This is a genomic window from Rhodoferax sp. U2-2l, assembly GCF_020594515.1.
In the GTDB taxonomy this organism is placed as follows: domain Bacteria; phylum Pseudomonadota; class Gammaproteobacteria; order Burkholderiales; family Burkholderiaceae_C; genus Rhodoferax.
This window is the reverse complement of the sequence record NZ_JAJCTH010000009.1, coordinates 26,199-42,230: the sequence shown is the minus strand read 5'-3', so window position 1 is coordinate 42,230 and position 16,032 is coordinate 26,199. Positions and strand designations below refer to the sequence as shown.

Below are 16,032 nucleotides of genomic sequence, written 5' to 3'. Positions count from 1 at the left end.
GTCATGGCACGCCTGAGTCAAAAAATCATCGTCATGGGCCTGGGTTACATCGGCCTGCCCACCGCTTCCATGCTCGCTACCAAAGGCCACCAGGTGCTGGGCGTGGATGTGAGCGAACACGCGGTCAACACCATCAACAGCGGTCGCATCCACATCATCGAACCCGACCTGGACATTCTGGTGCGCTCAGCCGTCAACAGCGGCAACCTCAAGGCATCGCTCACCCCGGAAGAAGGCGACACCTTCATCATCGCCGTGCCGACACCGTTCATGGAAGTGGATGGCAACCCCAAGGCGCCTGATCTGACCTATGTGGAGACCGCCACCCGCGCCATCGTGCCTTACCTGCGCGAAGGCAACCTGGTCATCCTGGAGTCCACCTCGCCGGTCGGCACCACCGAATTCATCTACAAAACCATTGTCGAGATGCGCCCCGAGCTGGTCGGCAAGATCCACTGCGCGCATTGCCCGGAGCGGGTGCTGCCCGGCCACATCCTGCGTGAGCTGGTGGACAACGACCGCATCGTCGGCGGCCTGACAAAAACCGCCAACGAACAGGCGCGCGACCTGTACAAGAGCTTTTGCAACGGCGCCATTTTGCTCACCGACAGCAAAACCGCCGAACTGTCCAAACTGGTGGAGAACTCGTTCCGCGATGTCAACATCGCCTTTGCCAATGAGCTCTCTTTGATTTGTGACCACCTGGGCATCAACGTCTGGGAAACCATCTCGCTTGCCAACCGGCACCCGCGTGTCAACATCCTGCAGCCCGGCCCGGGCGTGGGCGGGCACTGCATTGCGGTGGACCCGTGGTTCATTGTCTCCAGCGCACCCGAACAAGCCAAACTCATCAAGACCGCCCGCCAGGTCAACGATGCCAAGCCGCATTGGGTCATCGACAAGGTCAAAGCCAAGGCGGCACGCTTCAAAGACCCGGTGATCGCCTGCCTGGGCCTGGCCTTCAAGGCCAACATTGACGACACGCGTGAATCACCGTCGCTGGAGATCGTCAAAGACCTGATCGCCCAAAACGTGGGCCGCGTCATGGCCTGTGACCCGAACGTACACGCCGAAAAACTCAGCTTCCCGCTCTACGACCTGAAACAGGTGCTCAAAGAGGCCGACATCCTGCTGCTGCTGGTGGACCACACCGAGTTCAAAGAGATTGACCCCGACAGCATCCGCGACAAGGTGGTGATTGATACACGGGGCGTGCTGCGCTGACCGCAGTTGGCGACATACGGCTAAAAGTTAACCCATGCGCATCCTCCACGTCCTGGACCACTCCATTCCGCTGCACAGCGGCTACACGTTTCGCACCGCCTCCCTCCTGCGCGAGCAGCGGGCGCTGGGCTGGGACACGTTTCACATCACCTCACCCAAGCAGGGCGACACCAAAGCGGCGGAGGAATCCGTTGACGGCCTGCATTTCTACCGCACCGCAGGCGGCACCGGCTTGATGGCCGACCTGCCGGTGGGTCGCGAAGTGGCGCTGATGAAGGCGCTGGAAAAGCGGCTGGAGCAAGTCGCCCGCATTGTGGAGCCCGACATCATCCACGCCCACTCGCCCGTGCTCAACGCCCTGCCGGCCCTCAAGGTGGGGCGCAAGCTGGGTATTCCGGTGGTGTATGAAATCAGGGCCTTCTGGGAAGACGCCGCGGTGGACCACGGCACCACCAACCCAGGCAGCCTGCGCTACCGCGCCACGCGCGGGCTGGAAACCCGCGCCATCCAGCGCGCCGACCATGTGTTCACGATTTGTGAAGGGCTGCGCGCCGACATCGTCGCCCGTGGCGTGCCCAGCGGCAAGGTCACGGTCATCCCCAACGCGGTCAATGTCGAATCGTTCCAGCTCGCCAGCCGGCCAGACCCCGCCTTGCTGGCCAAGCTGGGCCTGACCGGCAGCACGGTGATCGGGTTCATTGGCTCGTTTTACGCCTATGAAGGGCTGGACCTGCTGGTGGCGGCGCTGCCTCAGTTGTTGGCTGCGCGGCCTGATATCAAGCTGCTGCTGGTGGGCGGTGGCTCACAAGAAGCGAACTTGCGCCAACAGGCCCAAGCGCTCGGCGTGGCCGACAAATTGGTGTTTGCTGGGCGCGTGCCGCACCAGGACGTGAACAAATACTACGACCTGATCAAAGTGCTGGCCTACCCGCGCCACCCCATGCGCCTGACCGAGCTGGTCACGCCCCTGAAACCGCTGGAAGCCATGGCACAAGGCCAGTTGTTTGTGGCCTCCGACGTGGGCGGCCACAAGGAACTGGTGCAGCACAACCAGACCGGTGTGTTGTTCAAGGCTGGCAGCGCCGACGCGCTGGCCGAGTCGCTGCTGGGCCTGCTCAACCACCCCGCCCTGTGGCCCGTGCTCAAAACCAATGGTCGCGAGTTTGTGGAGAACGTGCGCAACTGGAAAAACAGCGTGGCCAACTATGTGGGGCCGTACCAGTCGCTTTTGAGGTAAGTTCGTTTGATTGTTAGGCTGTCATGCCGGGCTTGACCCGGCAGCCATGTATTCAGAAGTCATGGATTGCGGGTCGTAGACCGCAATGACAACTGGGCGCGCACAATGACTGGTAGCATTCAAACCATGCGACTCAGTGACAAAGAACTTCAGGCGCTACGCGCCATCATGGGCGAGCTTGACCCAGCGGGCCGCATTTATCTGTACGGGTCTCGCACTGACGACACGCGTCGTGGTGGCGACATTGACATCTACTTACAGGCTAGCCAACCCATTGCGCTCAAAGCGCGGCTTCGTGCGCAATACCGCTTGCAGCAGGCCTGTGATACCCGTGTAGACCTGCTCGTAAAAAATCCGGCACAACCTGATCTGCCCATTCACCAAATTGCTGTCGAGCGAGGCATTTTGTTATGACCAAAGAACAAGCCATGCTGGCAAGTAGCTTGACAGCCTGCCGACAGCATATTGAAAAGCTTCGGTATTCCATGCAAAAGAATGCAGCACTTTTCCCGTTGACACCAACGCGTCTGGCATCGCTTACAGAGTCGCAAGAAGAATCTGTTGACGCGCTGATCTTGCGTTATTCGCAGTGCGTCTCCATGATTCAAGACCAGCTTTTCAGAGGCATCGCCTATTTGGAACAAGAGGACATCAGCGACAAGTCCAACCGCGACAGAACCTTGCTGATGGAAAAACTGGGGGCTATCAAATCGGCTGAAGACTTTGGCACCGCAGCCATGCTGCGCAACAAATTTTCACAACACTACCCCGAAGAAACGATTGACCGCATGGAAAGGCTCAATCTGGTGATGAATGAGGCCAATTTTGTGATGACATGCTTTGATGACATCAGCGCCTATCTCGATCGTAAAGGGTTGGTGTGAGGTGCTTGATGGCTGTCATGCCGGGCTTGAGGAGCCTGCACCGGGCCACAACCCGGGGGTATCCATGTATTCAGAAGTCATGGATTGCGGGTCGTAGCCCGCAATGACAACTGGGGACACCACCATGACAAGTTCTGCACTTGGCTGATTTGGCGCACGTCGCGTTCAGGGTAAGACATCTTGATCGATCGATGACAAAATCCATCGCAGCCGTCTATTTGTGATCCAAGGAGAAACCGACATGATGCCCACCAAAGCAGACAGAAGACGTTACCTGGCAACGGCCCTGTCCGGGTTGGCGGTCTTGGGTTTGGGAGGGTGGGCGTGGCAAGCCGAGGCCTCAGAGGCCGCCTCGGCAGACGCCGCCCACGCCAACTTGCTGCGCCTGGCCGCGCAAACGCCTGCCGCGGTGGTGGGTGCTGCGGTGTTGCCGCAGTTGGCGCACACCACACCGCAGGCACTCGTTGCGTCGCTGGGCACGCGGTTAGCGGGGTTTCTGGAGGGCAACCTGCACCAGCCCTGCGACACCAGCCAGCTGCATCTGGCGTTTCAGGCGGCCATCCAGGACGATTTTGCGCAGGGCCGGTGTGTGTCGGTCAGCGGCTGGGTGCTGGCCCGCTCCGAGGTTGAACTCTGCGCGCTGGCTGCCCTGTCGGCCCCCAGCGCCTGAAGCCGCGGTTCATCCACTGGCTGGTTGGCGCGCCCGCGCGCCCGCTTTTTTGATGTAGTTGCCCAGCAGGCAATACCCAATGGTGGCCAGGTAGCGCGGCCCCAGGCGACCCACGTTGAACTTCGAGACACCGCCGTCCCGATCCCGCCAACTGTTGGGAATGATCTTGGCACGGGCCCCCGACAACACCGCCTTGACCGACATTTCCACCGTCAGATTGAAGTCGGCGCTGATCAGCGGCGACATGACCTCGATCACGTGGCGGCGGTAACCCTTGAACCCGTTGGTGAAATCGCGGTAATGCCGGTAACCCGTGAGATAGGCGATCAGCTGGTTGGCGACACGGTTCAATACCTTTTTGACCAGCGGATAGTCCTGCACCTGCGTTTGCCCGGAAAAGCGGTTGCCAAACGCGCAGTCGTAACCGTCCGCCATGGCTTGCGCGTACGCGATGACGTCACCCGGGCTGTCTGAGCCATCGGCCATCGACACAATCACCGCATCGCCCTCAAAACTGGCCAGGCCTGCGCGCACCGCCAGGCCATAACCGCCTGAGCCCGTGTTTTTGATGGGTTTCAAAGCGGGAATCTCTTGCGTCAAGCGGCTCAAAATTGCCCAGGTGCTGTCGCTGGACTGGTCGTCCACCACCCGAATTTCATGCGTGATGCCTGCCGCGCCCAGCGCGCTAGAGAGTGCCCGCACGGTTGGCTCGATCACCGCCTCTTCGTTGTAGGCCGGGATGACGATGGATACTTTGAAATTGGACTCAGCCATAACACCGCGCAGCCAACTGTGCCGCCTCTTCAATGGATGCCAATGGCGTGCTGGTGCGCCGCATTTCCACCGAACACCAGCCGGTGTACCCCACCGCCCGCAGGGCCTCCCCCACGGCCAGATGGTCTGTACGTGGGCGGGTGAACGGCCCCAAATCCGGCTCCGACAGGTGCACATGCACCAGGATGTCGGCCACCTGCGCCACGGCGGCCACCGGGTCGTCCCCCGCCAGCACGGTGCACGCCGTGTCCAGATGCAGCCCCAAGCCGGGGTGCTTGCAGCTGCGCACCAATTCTTCGGCCTCCTGCCAGCGGGTGATGAAGTTGCAGTGGTAGTAGTTGGGGTTGGCTTCCATGGCCAGCGTCACACCGGCGTCGGCACACACCTGCGCGGCTTGCCGGAAGAAACGCACCGCGTGTTGCATCGCCTGAGCGGGCGTCAACTCACCGCGGTCCCGGTTTTTGGGTGAACCAAACACCAGCACTTTGGCCTGCATGGCCGCAGCCAGCTTGGCCACCTGCGCCAAATGGCTGATCAGGTCGGCCTGCTGCGTGGCTGAGCCAAACACCTGCAGGTCCGTCCGACCAAACAGCAACGACTGAAGCGACGGCGTGGCAAAACCGGCTTCACGCAGGGTCTGCGCATAGGTTGCGGCTGCGGCTGGCGTGGCGCCTGCCCAGTCGGGCCAGAGCCGCGTGGGCGCCACTTCGACGCCTTGGATTTGGTGGGCGCGCAGCACGTCCAGCACCAGCGGGTCTTCGTCCGCGCTCCAGGCAATGTTGCTGAAAGCCAATTTCATAGGCAGCCCTCACCTCTGCCCTCTCCCGGAGGGAGAGGGAGAAAAGTCATGGGCCACATCGCGTCTCTGACAATCGCGCTCATTGGCCTGCTCCTTGGGTTGTGAGATAGGCGCCCAGGCGGGTCAGGACGGCGTCTGCTGATTCGATCCAGCCGCCGCTGCCACCATACAACTCGGCGTAGCGGGTGCGGTGGTCGTAGTGCGCCTCGGGTGCGGGGTTTTGGCCGACCTGCTTATGGGGAAAGTAGCGCTGCAAAATGTCCCGCGTAGCGATGGGCTGCGTGAACAGGTGCACCAGTTCAAGCTGGTGCTGTAGCGCCACGCCCATGTCAGCCCACAGCCGGGTGATGTCGTAATACTGAAACGTGCTGGCGGGGTTGATGGACGCCAGCATGTTGTCGTGCATCAGGTCGTAGATCACGTTTTTTTTGAGCCCCGGGCCAAACAGCCCCGGCAACCTGACGATCAGCAGCTGCGCAAACTGCGCCCGCATGAACTGCTCCAGCGCCAGCCGGTGCGCGCCGTAAGCGTGGTTGTGGCCCACCGTGCAGTCCACCGACTCGTCCTGCGGCGTGTCTGAGGGCGGAATCACATCCACGGTCGAGATCAGCACCAGCTGCTTGGCCTGCACCGTTTTCAGCACGGCCATGATGTTCGCCAGGTTGGCCCGGTCTTTGTCCGGCTCCTTGTTCGCCAGCCACTTGTTGGCAGGCGCGCCTGAAAAAACCAGGGTGTCGAAGCTTTTCCCGGCGATGTCCTGCAGGTTGCTGGAGTTGAAAAACGACTCAAAGGTGGTTTGCCGGCACAGGTTCGAGCCGACAAACCCGGTGTGGCCAACGATGGCGTTGCCCATCATTTCACCGCAGCCAAAGCGGGCTCCGCGCTCGGCGTCAAAGCACGGTCACCCTCTTCGGCCACGTTCAAATCCGGCGCGTAGGCCATCACGCTGCTGTTGCTTTGGGTGGTGTAAAAGTACAAAGGTCGCCTCCCGATGTTTTCCAAAATCTGCTGCATGTATTCCGACATCACCGCCAGCACCAGGCTCAAGAAGAAAAACAGCACCGAAATCTGCAACGACAGCGACGCCCACCCCGACGCCACCGACGCGTGCGTCAGCCAGTAAATCACCACGTAAATGCTGTAGATCACCGTCATGAAGCTGATGCCCACCGACACAATCGACACCAGCCGCAAGGGCTTGGGCGAGAGCGACAGGGTCAGCTCCACCGCCCGGTAGGCCGAGTAAAACCAGTTCAACCCACCGCCACCCGCGTCGGGCACCGGCTCGGGCGTGTAGGTGATCTGTTGGATGCTGTAACCCGACAGCGCGGGCGCCACCGACAAAATCCGGTGCCGGTCCACCGCTTTCAAAATAAAGTTCAAGGCCCGGCGGCTGAACAGCCGCGCGCTGGAGAGCGCTGGCGGCAGCTTGATGCGGTTGAGCCGCCCCAGCGCCTTCAAAAACCGGTTTTCCATCTGGTAATAAAAAGTTTTCGCTGCAGCGCGCTCGCGTGTCACCGCATACACGATGTCTTTTTCTTCCAGCGCGGCCGCAATCAGCGGCCTGACCAGGCTGGGCGGGTCTTGCCGGGGGTCCAGCACAATCACATAGTCGCCAATGGCGTGGTCCAGCCCGGCAATGGTGGCAATGGCCATGCTGTACCGGCTGGCCAGGTTGAACAGCGCCAGATTGGGCAGCCGCGCCTGCAAGCTGACAATGCGCTCCTGCGTGCGGTCCTGACAACCGTTGTTGACCAGAATCACCTCGTAAAACTCAAAGTCGGCCTGCAGCAGGGCCACCAAGCGCTCCACATACCCCTCGATGAAGCCCTCGGCGTCCAGCAAGGGCAGCACCACCGAAGGGAACACCTCCCGGGGAAGCCGTGCGCCGGGGGCTTTGCTTGTACTCATGATGGACTCCTGGGTGAAAGCAGCTTGTCAAGATAGGTCAGCACATCAAAAATATTGTCGATCTTGCCGCCCATGATAGAGATCAAGTTGGGCATGGCGGCGTCACGGTGAAACAAAATGGGCCGCGCATCGTCCACGGCGGTTTTGGTCATCAGGGTTTTCACATCAAACAGCGGCTCGACCACCTTCACGTTCTGGATGCTGGGCACAAAGCGCTGCGCATCCCGAATCATCCACGGCCCACGTGACCGGCCCATCGCACCCTGCGGGTGACCAGCCAAATAGTCTTCCAGTTGGCGCAGCGGGTTGACCGGCTGGCCGCTCTGGCTGTTTTCAACCCAGCTCACATGGTGCGTGTGACGCACATGGGTGAGCGAATGCAGCCCGCGCGCCGGAAAAGGCATGATGGAGAAAAAATCGCCATCCATCAGCGTGATGCCCCGGCCCTTCAGCTCTGGCGGTGGCTGCACCAGCAACACCTCTGAAATCTTGTGCTGCAGCGACATCTGCGGCGGCCCGCCCCGGCCACTGACATGGTTCAGCGCGGCATAGGTGCAGTTAAACACCCAGGGCGCGGAAAATCTGCCGCCATCCTGCGTACTCACCTCCAGCCCTTGCGCTGTTGCGGCGGCATGGGCCACACCCGTCACCCGCGTCTGCAGGTGAACGCGCACACCCAGTGCGGGCATGACTTTGAGTGCCTGCGCCAACAAAGCCGTTGAATCAAATGCAGGCTCCACCGCCTCAAACACCTCTTCTACCAACCGATGGTCAAACAGGCTTCGGTCTTCGGGCGTGGCCCGCTGCAGCGGTATGCCCGATGCCTTACAAAAGTGCGCAAAACCCCGCGCCGACACCTTGGAGTCAAACCGCGCGATGGCATACAGCGGCCGAAACTCGGTAAACACCGCCTGCGGGTACAGCTCGCAAAACTGCGGCATGTTGGCGCGGCTGCGAATGGCTGTCTGAAAACTGCGCGGGTAGTGGTAGCCGTTGTGCAGCCGCGCCTGGTTGACGTACGAGGCGCGTTGCATCAGTTGGTCACCCTGCTCCAGCACATCCACGCGCCAGCCTTTTTGCGCCAGATGGATGGCAGTGGCGCAGCCAAAAAAGCCGCCGCCGATGACTACCGCGCGTTTGTCAGCCACCTTGGCCTCCGACCACAGGCGCCCATTGATAGATCGCAAAACCCTGGCCCGCCTCAAACACCTTGAAGCCAGCCAGCACAGGCAGCGCGCCATAGCGCTCGGTACCCACCACCAGCAGATACACACCGACCAGCGGCGGCCCGTCCGGTGCGCCAACCTGCGAGGCAATGCGCGCAGCCACCGCCTGCAGGTCTGCCACCGCTGGCACCTTGAACGGGTTGTCGCCCTGCAGCGCCTTGATGCCCTGGTACTGCGGCGCCATCACCATAGGCTGCTTGTGCGGGTCGGCAAAGGTCATGGGCACAAACACCGGTCCGTGCACCGATGCATACGAGGCCACGTGTTTGCGTGGCGGGTGCCAGGCTTCGCGCGCGCCCGGCGTGGTGAGCACCATGCCCGGATAAGGCTCGGTGGTGGCCGCAAAAAGGGTCGACGCCCCCGGCAGTTTTTGCATGGCCAAAACGATGGTGTCGACTTTGGGCTGCTGCGCCCGCCAATCACTGAGCAGCGCCACAGTCTTGACCCCACCCACGCCCAACGCCACCACCAAAACCAGCGCCTCGGTGCTTTTGCGGCTACCCAGCTTGGGCGCCAACGCCACCAGCGACACCAACGCAGCCAGCGGCACCAAGCGCACATCGGCAAAATCCGAGCCCAGCAAACCGGGCGGCAGCACCACAAAAGCCAGCCACAGCATGCCCGCAGCCGTCAGCAGCGCACCACTCACCGCCAGTTGGCGCGTTGCCAGCAGCCCCACCACCAGGGCAAGCAGCGCCAACCCCACCACCACGTCAGCCCACAACACACCGCTTTGCAGGGTGAACAAGGCGCCAAATGGCTTTGCGCCCCACCAGGCGCTGTAAACCAGGCCATCACCCGCGCGCTCTGTGCCCGGGGACACCAGCACAAACAGCGCCAGCGCGGCGATGAAGGGCATAGCATCCACCGCCAGAGCTACCAAAGCCGATGGCAGATTGGCCCTGGCAGATGTGGCCAGCCGTGTATGCAGCTGGCACGACCCCACCAAGATGGCATACACCGCAAAGCCCCCCATATGGCCCCACATCAGCGCCACAGCCACCCCAAACGCCACCAGGTAACGCGGCCAACCCGGGCTGGAGCGCAGCCAAAGCGCCGCCCCCAGCAGCGCCAACGCGGCGGCAAACAGGTAATTGAAAAAGCCGTACAGAAAAATGCCGTTGTACAGCAGCAGCCCGCACAGCAGCGGCCAAGCCGAGTAGCGCCCAAAAGCCGCGCGGTGCAGCGCCACACACCCCCCCAAAAAAGCCAGTTGCATCACCGCCAGAAACAGCTTGACTGCTGCCTCGGGTGACATCCATGGGGTCAGCGGCAGGGCAAACGCATCCATCGCCATGTTGGGCAGCAGCCAGCTGCCAAACTGGTACACCGTACCCAGCAGCCCGGATGGCTCACCCATCGACAAGATCGAGATGCGCGCCAAATGAAAAGGGTAGTCGTTGGCGGGGATGTAAGTGACCCAGTAAATGGGCAACACCGCCAGCACGCCCAAAAGTGCCGTGGCCCCGGCCAGCGCCATGCGTTGCGCGCTCATGCCAGCCGCCCTTTCAGGTGGTCGGCCAGCCGCAAGGCCAGCGCCACAATGGTCAGCGTGGGGTTGGCATAACCACTGGTGGGAAACACGGCGCTGCCCGCGATGTAGAGGTTGTCAACAGAGTGCACCCGACTGTCCGCATTGACCACCCCTTTGTCTGGCGTAGCCGCCATACGGGCGGTGCCCATGTGGTGGCTGCTGCCCTTCATGTCTTCGGGCCAGGGCTTGTTATGGCTCAGGTCCAGCGTGACGCGCGTGCGGCCCAGCTCCATCTGGCCAAATGCTTCGGCGGCCCACTGCAGGGCCGTGGTGGCGGTGCGGCGGTCTTCGTCGCCCAGGCGCCAATCCACGTTCACGCGGCGAATGCCAAACCGGTCTACCGCCTTGCCCAGAGTAACCCGGCTGTCAAACCGGGGTTTTTGCTCAAAATTCAGGTCAATCGACGCCCCCAAAATTTTGCCGGTGCCCACATTCAGCCAATCGTGGGGGGTGTTGAACGCGGTCTTGTAAATGTTGTTGGCAATCACATCCCAGTCCGCCAGCATGTTGCCCACGTGTTCACCCAAACGATCGGGCAGCTTGCCCGCAGATACCTCGGCATAGGTTTGCCGCAAAGAATCCATGCCCTGGCTGGACACCGTGCTGGGCCGCAGCCACAGCCTGAAGCCACCCACGCCCGCCTCTACCGCCCGGGCCGGGTTGGGTGCAAGGGCACCAAACACCTGCGCACCGGCCAACTCGGTGATGTCAAAGTAAAGCGGCAACTGGGTCGGCACCTTGGGTGTGGATGCAAACCGCAGCGCTGCGGCACTGGTCACCCAAGGGTGGTCCTGAAAATACCGGCCCACCAAATCATGCTCATTGCCCGCGCCATGGGCGTGCATTTGAGTGGAAGACAGCAAGATGCGCGGCGTCTCCATGCCCCCCACCGCCAGCACAAACTGCTTGCCAGACACCTTGATGCGCTTACCGGCGTCGGTAGTCGCCACCAGGCCAGCCACCTTTTTAGCCCCGCCCACCGCTGCTTTGTCGGGTAACAGCTCCAGCACATTGGCACCCAGCAGCACCTTGATGTTGCCTGCCGCCTCCATGTCTTGCCGGTAACGCTCGCCAAACCGGGTGGGCGGGCTCACCTGAAACAGCGCCGTGCGCAGCCTGTCGGTGGGCAGCGCCAGCGCCTGCAACTGCGCACCACCCGGCTGGCGCTGCCAAAACCCCAAGTCATCAAAAGCGCTGTGGCCCAGCTCTACCAGATCTGCCGCCTGGCGGTAATACGCGTCCAGATCGCTGCGCCTGATGGGCCAGCCGCTTTCAGGCCAATCTTTGCGGCTGGCAAAGTCTTCAGGCTCCAGGGGTCTGCACCAGCCCGCCCAATGGTTGGTGCTGCCACCAAAGTAGCGCAGGCGCGACACATGCAAAGGCAAATCTGGCAGGCCCAGCTGTTCGCCCATGTACAGGTCTTGCTGCGCCTCGTCCCGCTCTAGGCCACCACTTTCCACCAGCAAAACCGACGTGCGGGTTTTGGCAAACTGGCGCGCCAGCGTGATGCCTGCCGCCCCGGCACCAATGATCACCAAGTCGGCAGAAAGGTCGCTAACGCCCGGGCTATCGGCTTTGATCAACATAAGCTTCCTTACAAAACATGAGCAACCATGTTGCAATTCGACCACGTCTGGTTGTACGTACTGGTACGCGTTGACAAACCGGCTGTCATTGCGGGCTGCGACCCGCAGTCCATGAAGTCAACCTGATTTTGGCGTTTTCAGGGTAGCTCTTTAAACACCCGCGCAAACATCGGCACCAGCAGTTTGTTGCCAAATTCACTCAAATGGTCATCATCAGAATAGATGGGGCGGCCATTTTGGCTACCGTAACAGCGGCCGTCACGGCAGAGGTACGGGATGGGGTCCAAGATTTTGATGCCGCATTGGTCACGCGCTGCATCCTGCGCCGCCCATACCCAGTCGTTGCGCTGGCGGTAGGCCTCGATGGGAATGGACAAGTCGTTGTTCAAACCCACAATCATTCGCCTTGACAGCGTTTTAGGCACGTTGAAACCCATTTCCGGAATGGGCCGCACCATGTAGACCGTGCGGTGCTTGGCCAATTCGCAGGCTGACTGCGTCATGCGCTGCCCAAATTCGGCCAAAAACTCAGGCGTTGCGCTGTCAACAATTTTTGAAAAGTACACCTGAGGTACATCCAACGCACGACGATCTTCATTGTGGCCAAAGGCCGCTTGCGCGTATCGATTGATGATGATGACTGGGATCGTCTTTGGCAATACTCCCAACCGGGAAACCGCCCACTCTAGGAACGCACTGCATTTGTAATCAGGATGTTGCCCCGACATGTGGCGGGGCGTGTGCTTTAAACCCGCCACAAACTGACAACCACTGTAAGTCCACTGAACCACACCGGCATCCCCTTTGGGTTGCGCCTGGGCAATGGCGCTAACCAGTGCATCTGCATGACTATCACCCAAGGCAATCACTTTCCAAGCAGTACCACCGTAAACACACGACGGATACGCCACGCCATCACCCGGGTGGCACACACCGCGCCGCAGGTTCACATTGTTGGCCTCTGCCGCTGCCAATTCAATGACAGGCGCAAACCGGCTTCTCACCCCCTGCTGCTTCCAGATACCCACAGCGGGCAACACAACGGCAACGGCAGCCGTTGTCAAGACACCCGCCGCCAACGGTATCCGGTGCAGTTCCAAAAACCTGCGCGACGTGTTTTCTACCCACACATAAGACACATGGCCCAAAACCACCGTGAGCGCAATGCCCGCGACCATGGCCAAGGGGTTATCTCTGAGGTCGACATAAACCAAAGCCACAACCACCGGCCAATGCCACAAATACAGCGAATACGACCTGTCACCCAGCCACTGCGGCAAGGCGCTTGCCGTCCACACCGACGTGCGATTGGCCACCAAAACCAGCATGGCGGCCATCACCGGCAACACCGCCCGCCAGCCAGGCCAGACCGTTCCTTTGTCAAAAACCACCACGGCTAGCACAATCAGCAGCAGCCCCGCCGCCTCAACAATGCGTCTCTGTGCAACCGACAGCGTCAGCTTGCCCGCCAGCAAAAACACCAGCCCGCCGCCCAACATCTCCCAAGCCCGGGTGTGCAACAAATAGAAAGCCGCACTTGCGTTACTGCCGGTGACCCAAACCGACGCAGCCAACGATGCCGCCAGGCCCAGGCCAATGGCCCAGGTTTGTGCCGCCCGCCCGGGCTTGAGGCGCCACACCGCCCACAGCACCAGCGGCAAAATCAGGTAAAACTGCCACTCTACGGATAGCGACCAGGTGTGCAGCAACCACTTCTCATGCGAGGCCACGTCAAAGTAGCCCGCCTCTTGCCAAAACTCCACGTTGGACAAAAACGACAGCGCGTACACCGCGTGCGTGCTGAGCATCTTGTAGTCTGGCGGCAGCAGCACAAACCAGCCCAGCGCCAGCAGCACCGCACACAGCACCACCAGTGCCGGCACGATCCGCCTGCCGCGCGCCATGTAAAACCCCAGCACAGAGAAGGTGCCGCGCTCCAGGCCCTTGACCACCAGACCCGTCATCAAAAAACCTGAGATGACAAAAAACACGTCCACACCCACAAACCCGCCGGCAAAGCCGGGCACACCGAAGTGGTAAAAAACCACAACAGCAACCGCCCACGCGCGCAGGCCGTTGATGTCGAGCCTGAAACTGGGCTTGGTGTGGTCGGTCATACGGTGGATGGTAGGTGCGTAGCGCTCAAGCGTATTGGTCTGTCGCTATCTTTGGGGCAACCAAATGGGATGGCTCAATGCACCCAGCAGAACGGACCTGCTCTGTGAGAAGGTTCTGCACACTATGCATCAAGAAATTAAAAATACTGCCAGCAGACTAGAAATTTGCTAAATAAATCACGTTAAAAATTAACGAAATCACTTTATTTTTTAAAAATAAAAAATCTATGGTATGGATTTTCCTTAACCCGATAAGTTTTTTCTAATTTGCCGATTTTCGCGAAGTCTTGAGTTACCTTGTCAAGCATGTAGCCTACTTTGTTGATTTCCCAGTAATGCTCACCGTCAAATACATGTTCTTTCGGTTTACTTCCCATTGGTGGTATCAATCGGTCAAAGGCCGCCACATTCGGAATCCAGACTTGCCACCTGAAGACCGACTGTGCATCTGGCAGACTGATGATGACCGCTTTTTTGCTGACCCTGACCATTTCTCTGAACGCATCCAATGAGACCGAATAGGGCAAATGCTCAAGCATTTGAAAGGCACAAGTCACATCAAAAGCCGCGTCGTCAAACGGCAGCGCGGTCGCGGAGCCAACATGATCCGGCTTCAGTTCCGGGTCCAGATCAATGGTTTCCACGTGGACACCAAAGTTGGATGCCACGTTTTTGAACAGGCCTGGCCCAGGGCCGACTTCAAGCACCGTCGCCGGGTCAAGTTTGATGACTTCATTGAGTTGGTGCCAAACACTTATCCAACGGCCTTTGTCCATGTACGACCTAAAGTTGTAGTGCCCTTTGTTAACTTGCTTTTCAAAGTTCATTTCGACTCCATTCAATTTGTGTCTACCCTAAACACGATCAAATTGAGTGTTGCATTGGATAGCCAGCTATGTCAACCGTCTCCTAAAGGCCGCCCAATTAGGTTGGGTGGTTGATGTCGAGTACGCGGCATCAACTTCTGCGACCTTATCAGCATCAGGTGGGTAGCCGTCGAATATGCTTGTAAACTGAAACCACAAAGCGGCGCACAGTACGGCGCTGCCTTTTGGCATCTACTCGACTTCAAAATTCCTCACAAAACCGAGAACCGTCATGCTGGATGTCTTTTTTACGATTGATGTTGAAATCTGGTGCAACGGTGGCGCCAGCCTGGAAGATCGTTTTCCACACGCATTCCGTGAATACATCTATGGCCCCACCAGTCAAGGAAGTTTTGGGCTGGCTTATCAAGCCGAAGTTTTCAAAGACCATGGCCTGACAAGTGTGTGTTTTGTCGAGCCACTTTTTTCGCTGCGCTTCGGCCCCGAGCCCTTGGCGGAAATCGTCGAATTGCTCGCGCTAAACCAGCAAGAGGTGCAACTCCACTTGCACGCTGAATGGCTTGCTGCGGCGCCTGTCGCGGTGATTGACACCCCACACGCCAATCGGCAACACCTGCGGCAGTTCACCCAAGCCGAGCAAACAGCCCTGCTGGCAACCGGTTTGAAGCTGCTAACACAGGCGGGTGGCAAAAACATCAACGCATTTCGCGCTGGCAACTTTGGTTTTAACCAGGACACGCTGCATGCGCTGCATGCCAACGGACTTGTTTTTGACAGCAGCTACAACGCCAGCTACTTTGGCCCCGAGAGCGGTGTGATGCCAAACGTGGCGGCAGTGGAGCCTTTTGCCTGCAACGGGATGTACGAGTACCCCATGACGGTCTTTAACGACGGCACCGGCAAACTGCGCCACGCGCAATTGACGGCTTGTTCGTATGAAGAAATTGAGGGGCTGTTGTGGCAGGCTTTAGAACAAGAGCGAGGGGCGTTTGTGTTGTTGTCGCACAACTTTGAGCTACTCAACCCGGCCAAAAACAGGCCAGACGATGTGGTGGTGAAACGGTTTAAAAAGCTCTGCGCTTTTCTGGACCGCAACCGTGATGCTTTTCGGGTACGTGGATTTGACGGCTTGCAGCCGAAGCTGGCGCAACAACAGCCCGCCCCATTGACATCGCCGCTTTGGAAAACAGGTGCAAGAATGATTGAACAGGTGTACAGAAAAAGATTCGCCTGAAAACTACTG

15 protein-coding genes are annotated in these 16,032 nt (G+C 59.7%); 6 read left to right on the top strand and 9 right to left on the bottom strand.

Translation table 11 applies throughout. The features are described from left to right. Positions 1-3 precede the first annotated feature (3 nt). The 5 genes from wecC to LHU53_RS09750 all read left to right on the top strand — a co-directional run bounded on the left by wecC (position 4) and on the right by LHU53_RS09750 (position 4,015). Positions 4-1,224, top strand: a complete 1,221-nt coding sequence (gene wecC, locus LHU53_RS09770) for a UDP-N-acetyl-D-mannosamine dehydrogenase (protein WP_304621931.1) — start codon at positions 4-6, stop codon at positions 1,222-1,224. A 34-nt stretch (positions 1,225-1,258) separates the two neighbouring features. After that, the gene (locus LHU53_RS09765) at positions 1,259-2,461 is read left to right on the top strand and encodes a TIGR04063 family PEP-CTERM/XrtA system glycosyltransferase (protein ID WP_227332462.1); all 1,203 of its coding nucleotides are present in this window, start codon (positions 1,259-1,261) and stop codon (positions 2,459-2,461) included. 126 nt (positions 2,462-2,587) lie between these two features. Further along, positions 2,588-2,875 (top strand): nucleotidyltransferase domain-containing protein, encoded by a 288-nt coding sequence (locus tag LHU53_RS09760; RefSeq protein WP_227332461.1) that lies wholly within the window; start codon positions 2,588-2,590, stop codon positions 2,873-2,875. Then, positions 2,872-3,345: a hypothetical protein gene (locus LHU53_RS09755; protein WP_227332460.1), complete on the top strand. Its 474-nt coding sequence runs from the start codon at positions 2,872-2,874 to the stop codon at positions 3,343-3,345. Before LHU53_RS09760 ends, LHU53_RS09755 begins: the two co-directional genes overlap by 4 nt. A 241-nt stretch (positions 3,346-3,586) precedes the next feature. Then, complete coding sequence (locus LHU53_RS09750) at positions 3,587-4,015, top strand: hypothetical protein (RefSeq protein ID WP_227332459.1); 429 nt, start codon at positions 3,587-3,589, stop codon at positions 4,013-4,015. Between the two features lie 9 nt (positions 4,016-4,024). Here LHU53_RS09750 and LHU53_RS09745 read toward each other — a convergent pair whose 3' ends face one another. From LHU53_RS09745 to LHU53_RS09705, 9 genes are all read right to left on the bottom strand, one after another. After that, positions 4,025-4,789 (bottom strand): glycosyltransferase family 2 protein, encoded by a 765-nt coding sequence (locus LHU53_RS09745; RefSeq protein ID WP_227332458.1) that lies wholly within the window; start codon positions 4,787-4,789, stop codon positions 4,025-4,027. Beyond that, positions 4,782-5,588 (bottom strand): sugar phosphate isomerase/epimerase, encoded by an 807-nt coding sequence (locus LHU53_RS09740; protein WP_227332457.1) that lies wholly within the window; start codon positions 5,586-5,588, stop codon positions 4,782-4,784. Before LHU53_RS09740 ends, LHU53_RS09745 begins: the two co-directional genes overlap by 8 nt. Before the next feature lie 79 nt (positions 5,589-5,667). After that, on the bottom strand, positions 5,668-6,441 hold the full coding sequence (locus LHU53_RS09735; protein WP_227332456.1) for an NAD(P)-dependent oxidoreductase: 774 nt from the start codon (positions 6,439-6,441) through the stop codon (positions 5,668-5,670). Further along, complete coding sequence (locus tag LHU53_RS09730) at positions 6,441-7,499, bottom strand: glycosyltransferase (protein ID WP_227332455.1); 1,059 nt, start codon at positions 7,497-7,499, stop codon at positions 6,441-6,443. The genes LHU53_RS09735 and LHU53_RS09730 overlap by 1 nt, the downstream gene beginning before the upstream one ends. Next, on the bottom strand, positions 7,496-8,647 hold the full coding sequence (locus tag LHU53_RS09725) for an FAD-dependent oxidoreductase (protein WP_227332454.1): 1,152 nt from the start codon (positions 8,645-8,647) through the stop codon (positions 7,496-7,498). The genes LHU53_RS09730 and LHU53_RS09725 overlap by 4 nt, the downstream gene beginning before the upstream one ends. Continuing rightward, the gene (locus LHU53_RS09720) at positions 8,640-10,220 is read right to left on the bottom strand and encodes a hypothetical protein (RefSeq protein ID WP_227332453.1); all 1,581 of its coding nucleotides are present in this window, start codon (positions 10,218-10,220) and stop codon (positions 8,640-8,642) included. The genes LHU53_RS09725 and LHU53_RS09720 overlap by 8 nt, the downstream gene beginning before the upstream one ends. Further along, complete coding sequence (locus tag LHU53_RS09715; RefSeq protein ID WP_227332452.1) at positions 10,217-11,845, bottom strand: GMC oxidoreductase; 1,629 nt, start codon at positions 11,843-11,845, stop codon at positions 10,217-10,219. The genes LHU53_RS09720 and LHU53_RS09715 overlap by 4 nt, the downstream gene beginning before the upstream one ends. A 137-nt stretch (positions 11,846-11,982) precedes the next feature. After that, complete coding sequence (locus LHU53_RS09710; protein ID WP_227332451.1) at positions 11,983-13,962, bottom strand: acyltransferase family protein; 1,980 nt, start codon at positions 13,960-13,962, stop codon at positions 11,983-11,985. A gap of 203 nt (positions 13,963-14,165) precedes the next feature. Continuing rightward, positions 14,166-14,789, bottom strand: coding sequence for a class I SAM-dependent methyltransferase (locus LHU53_RS09705; RefSeq protein ID WP_227332450.1), 624 nt, complete (start codon positions 14,787-14,789; stop codon positions 14,166-14,168). Between the two features lie 271 nt (positions 14,790-15,060). Here LHU53_RS09705 and LHU53_RS09700 point away from each other — a divergent pair, with 271 nt between their 5' ends. Then, a complete protein-coding gene (locus tag LHU53_RS09700) occupies positions 15,061-16,023 on the top strand; it encodes a hypothetical protein (protein WP_227332449.1) in 963 nt (320 codons plus the stop codon). The last annotated feature ends 9 nt before the right edge of the window (positions 16,024-16,032 follow it).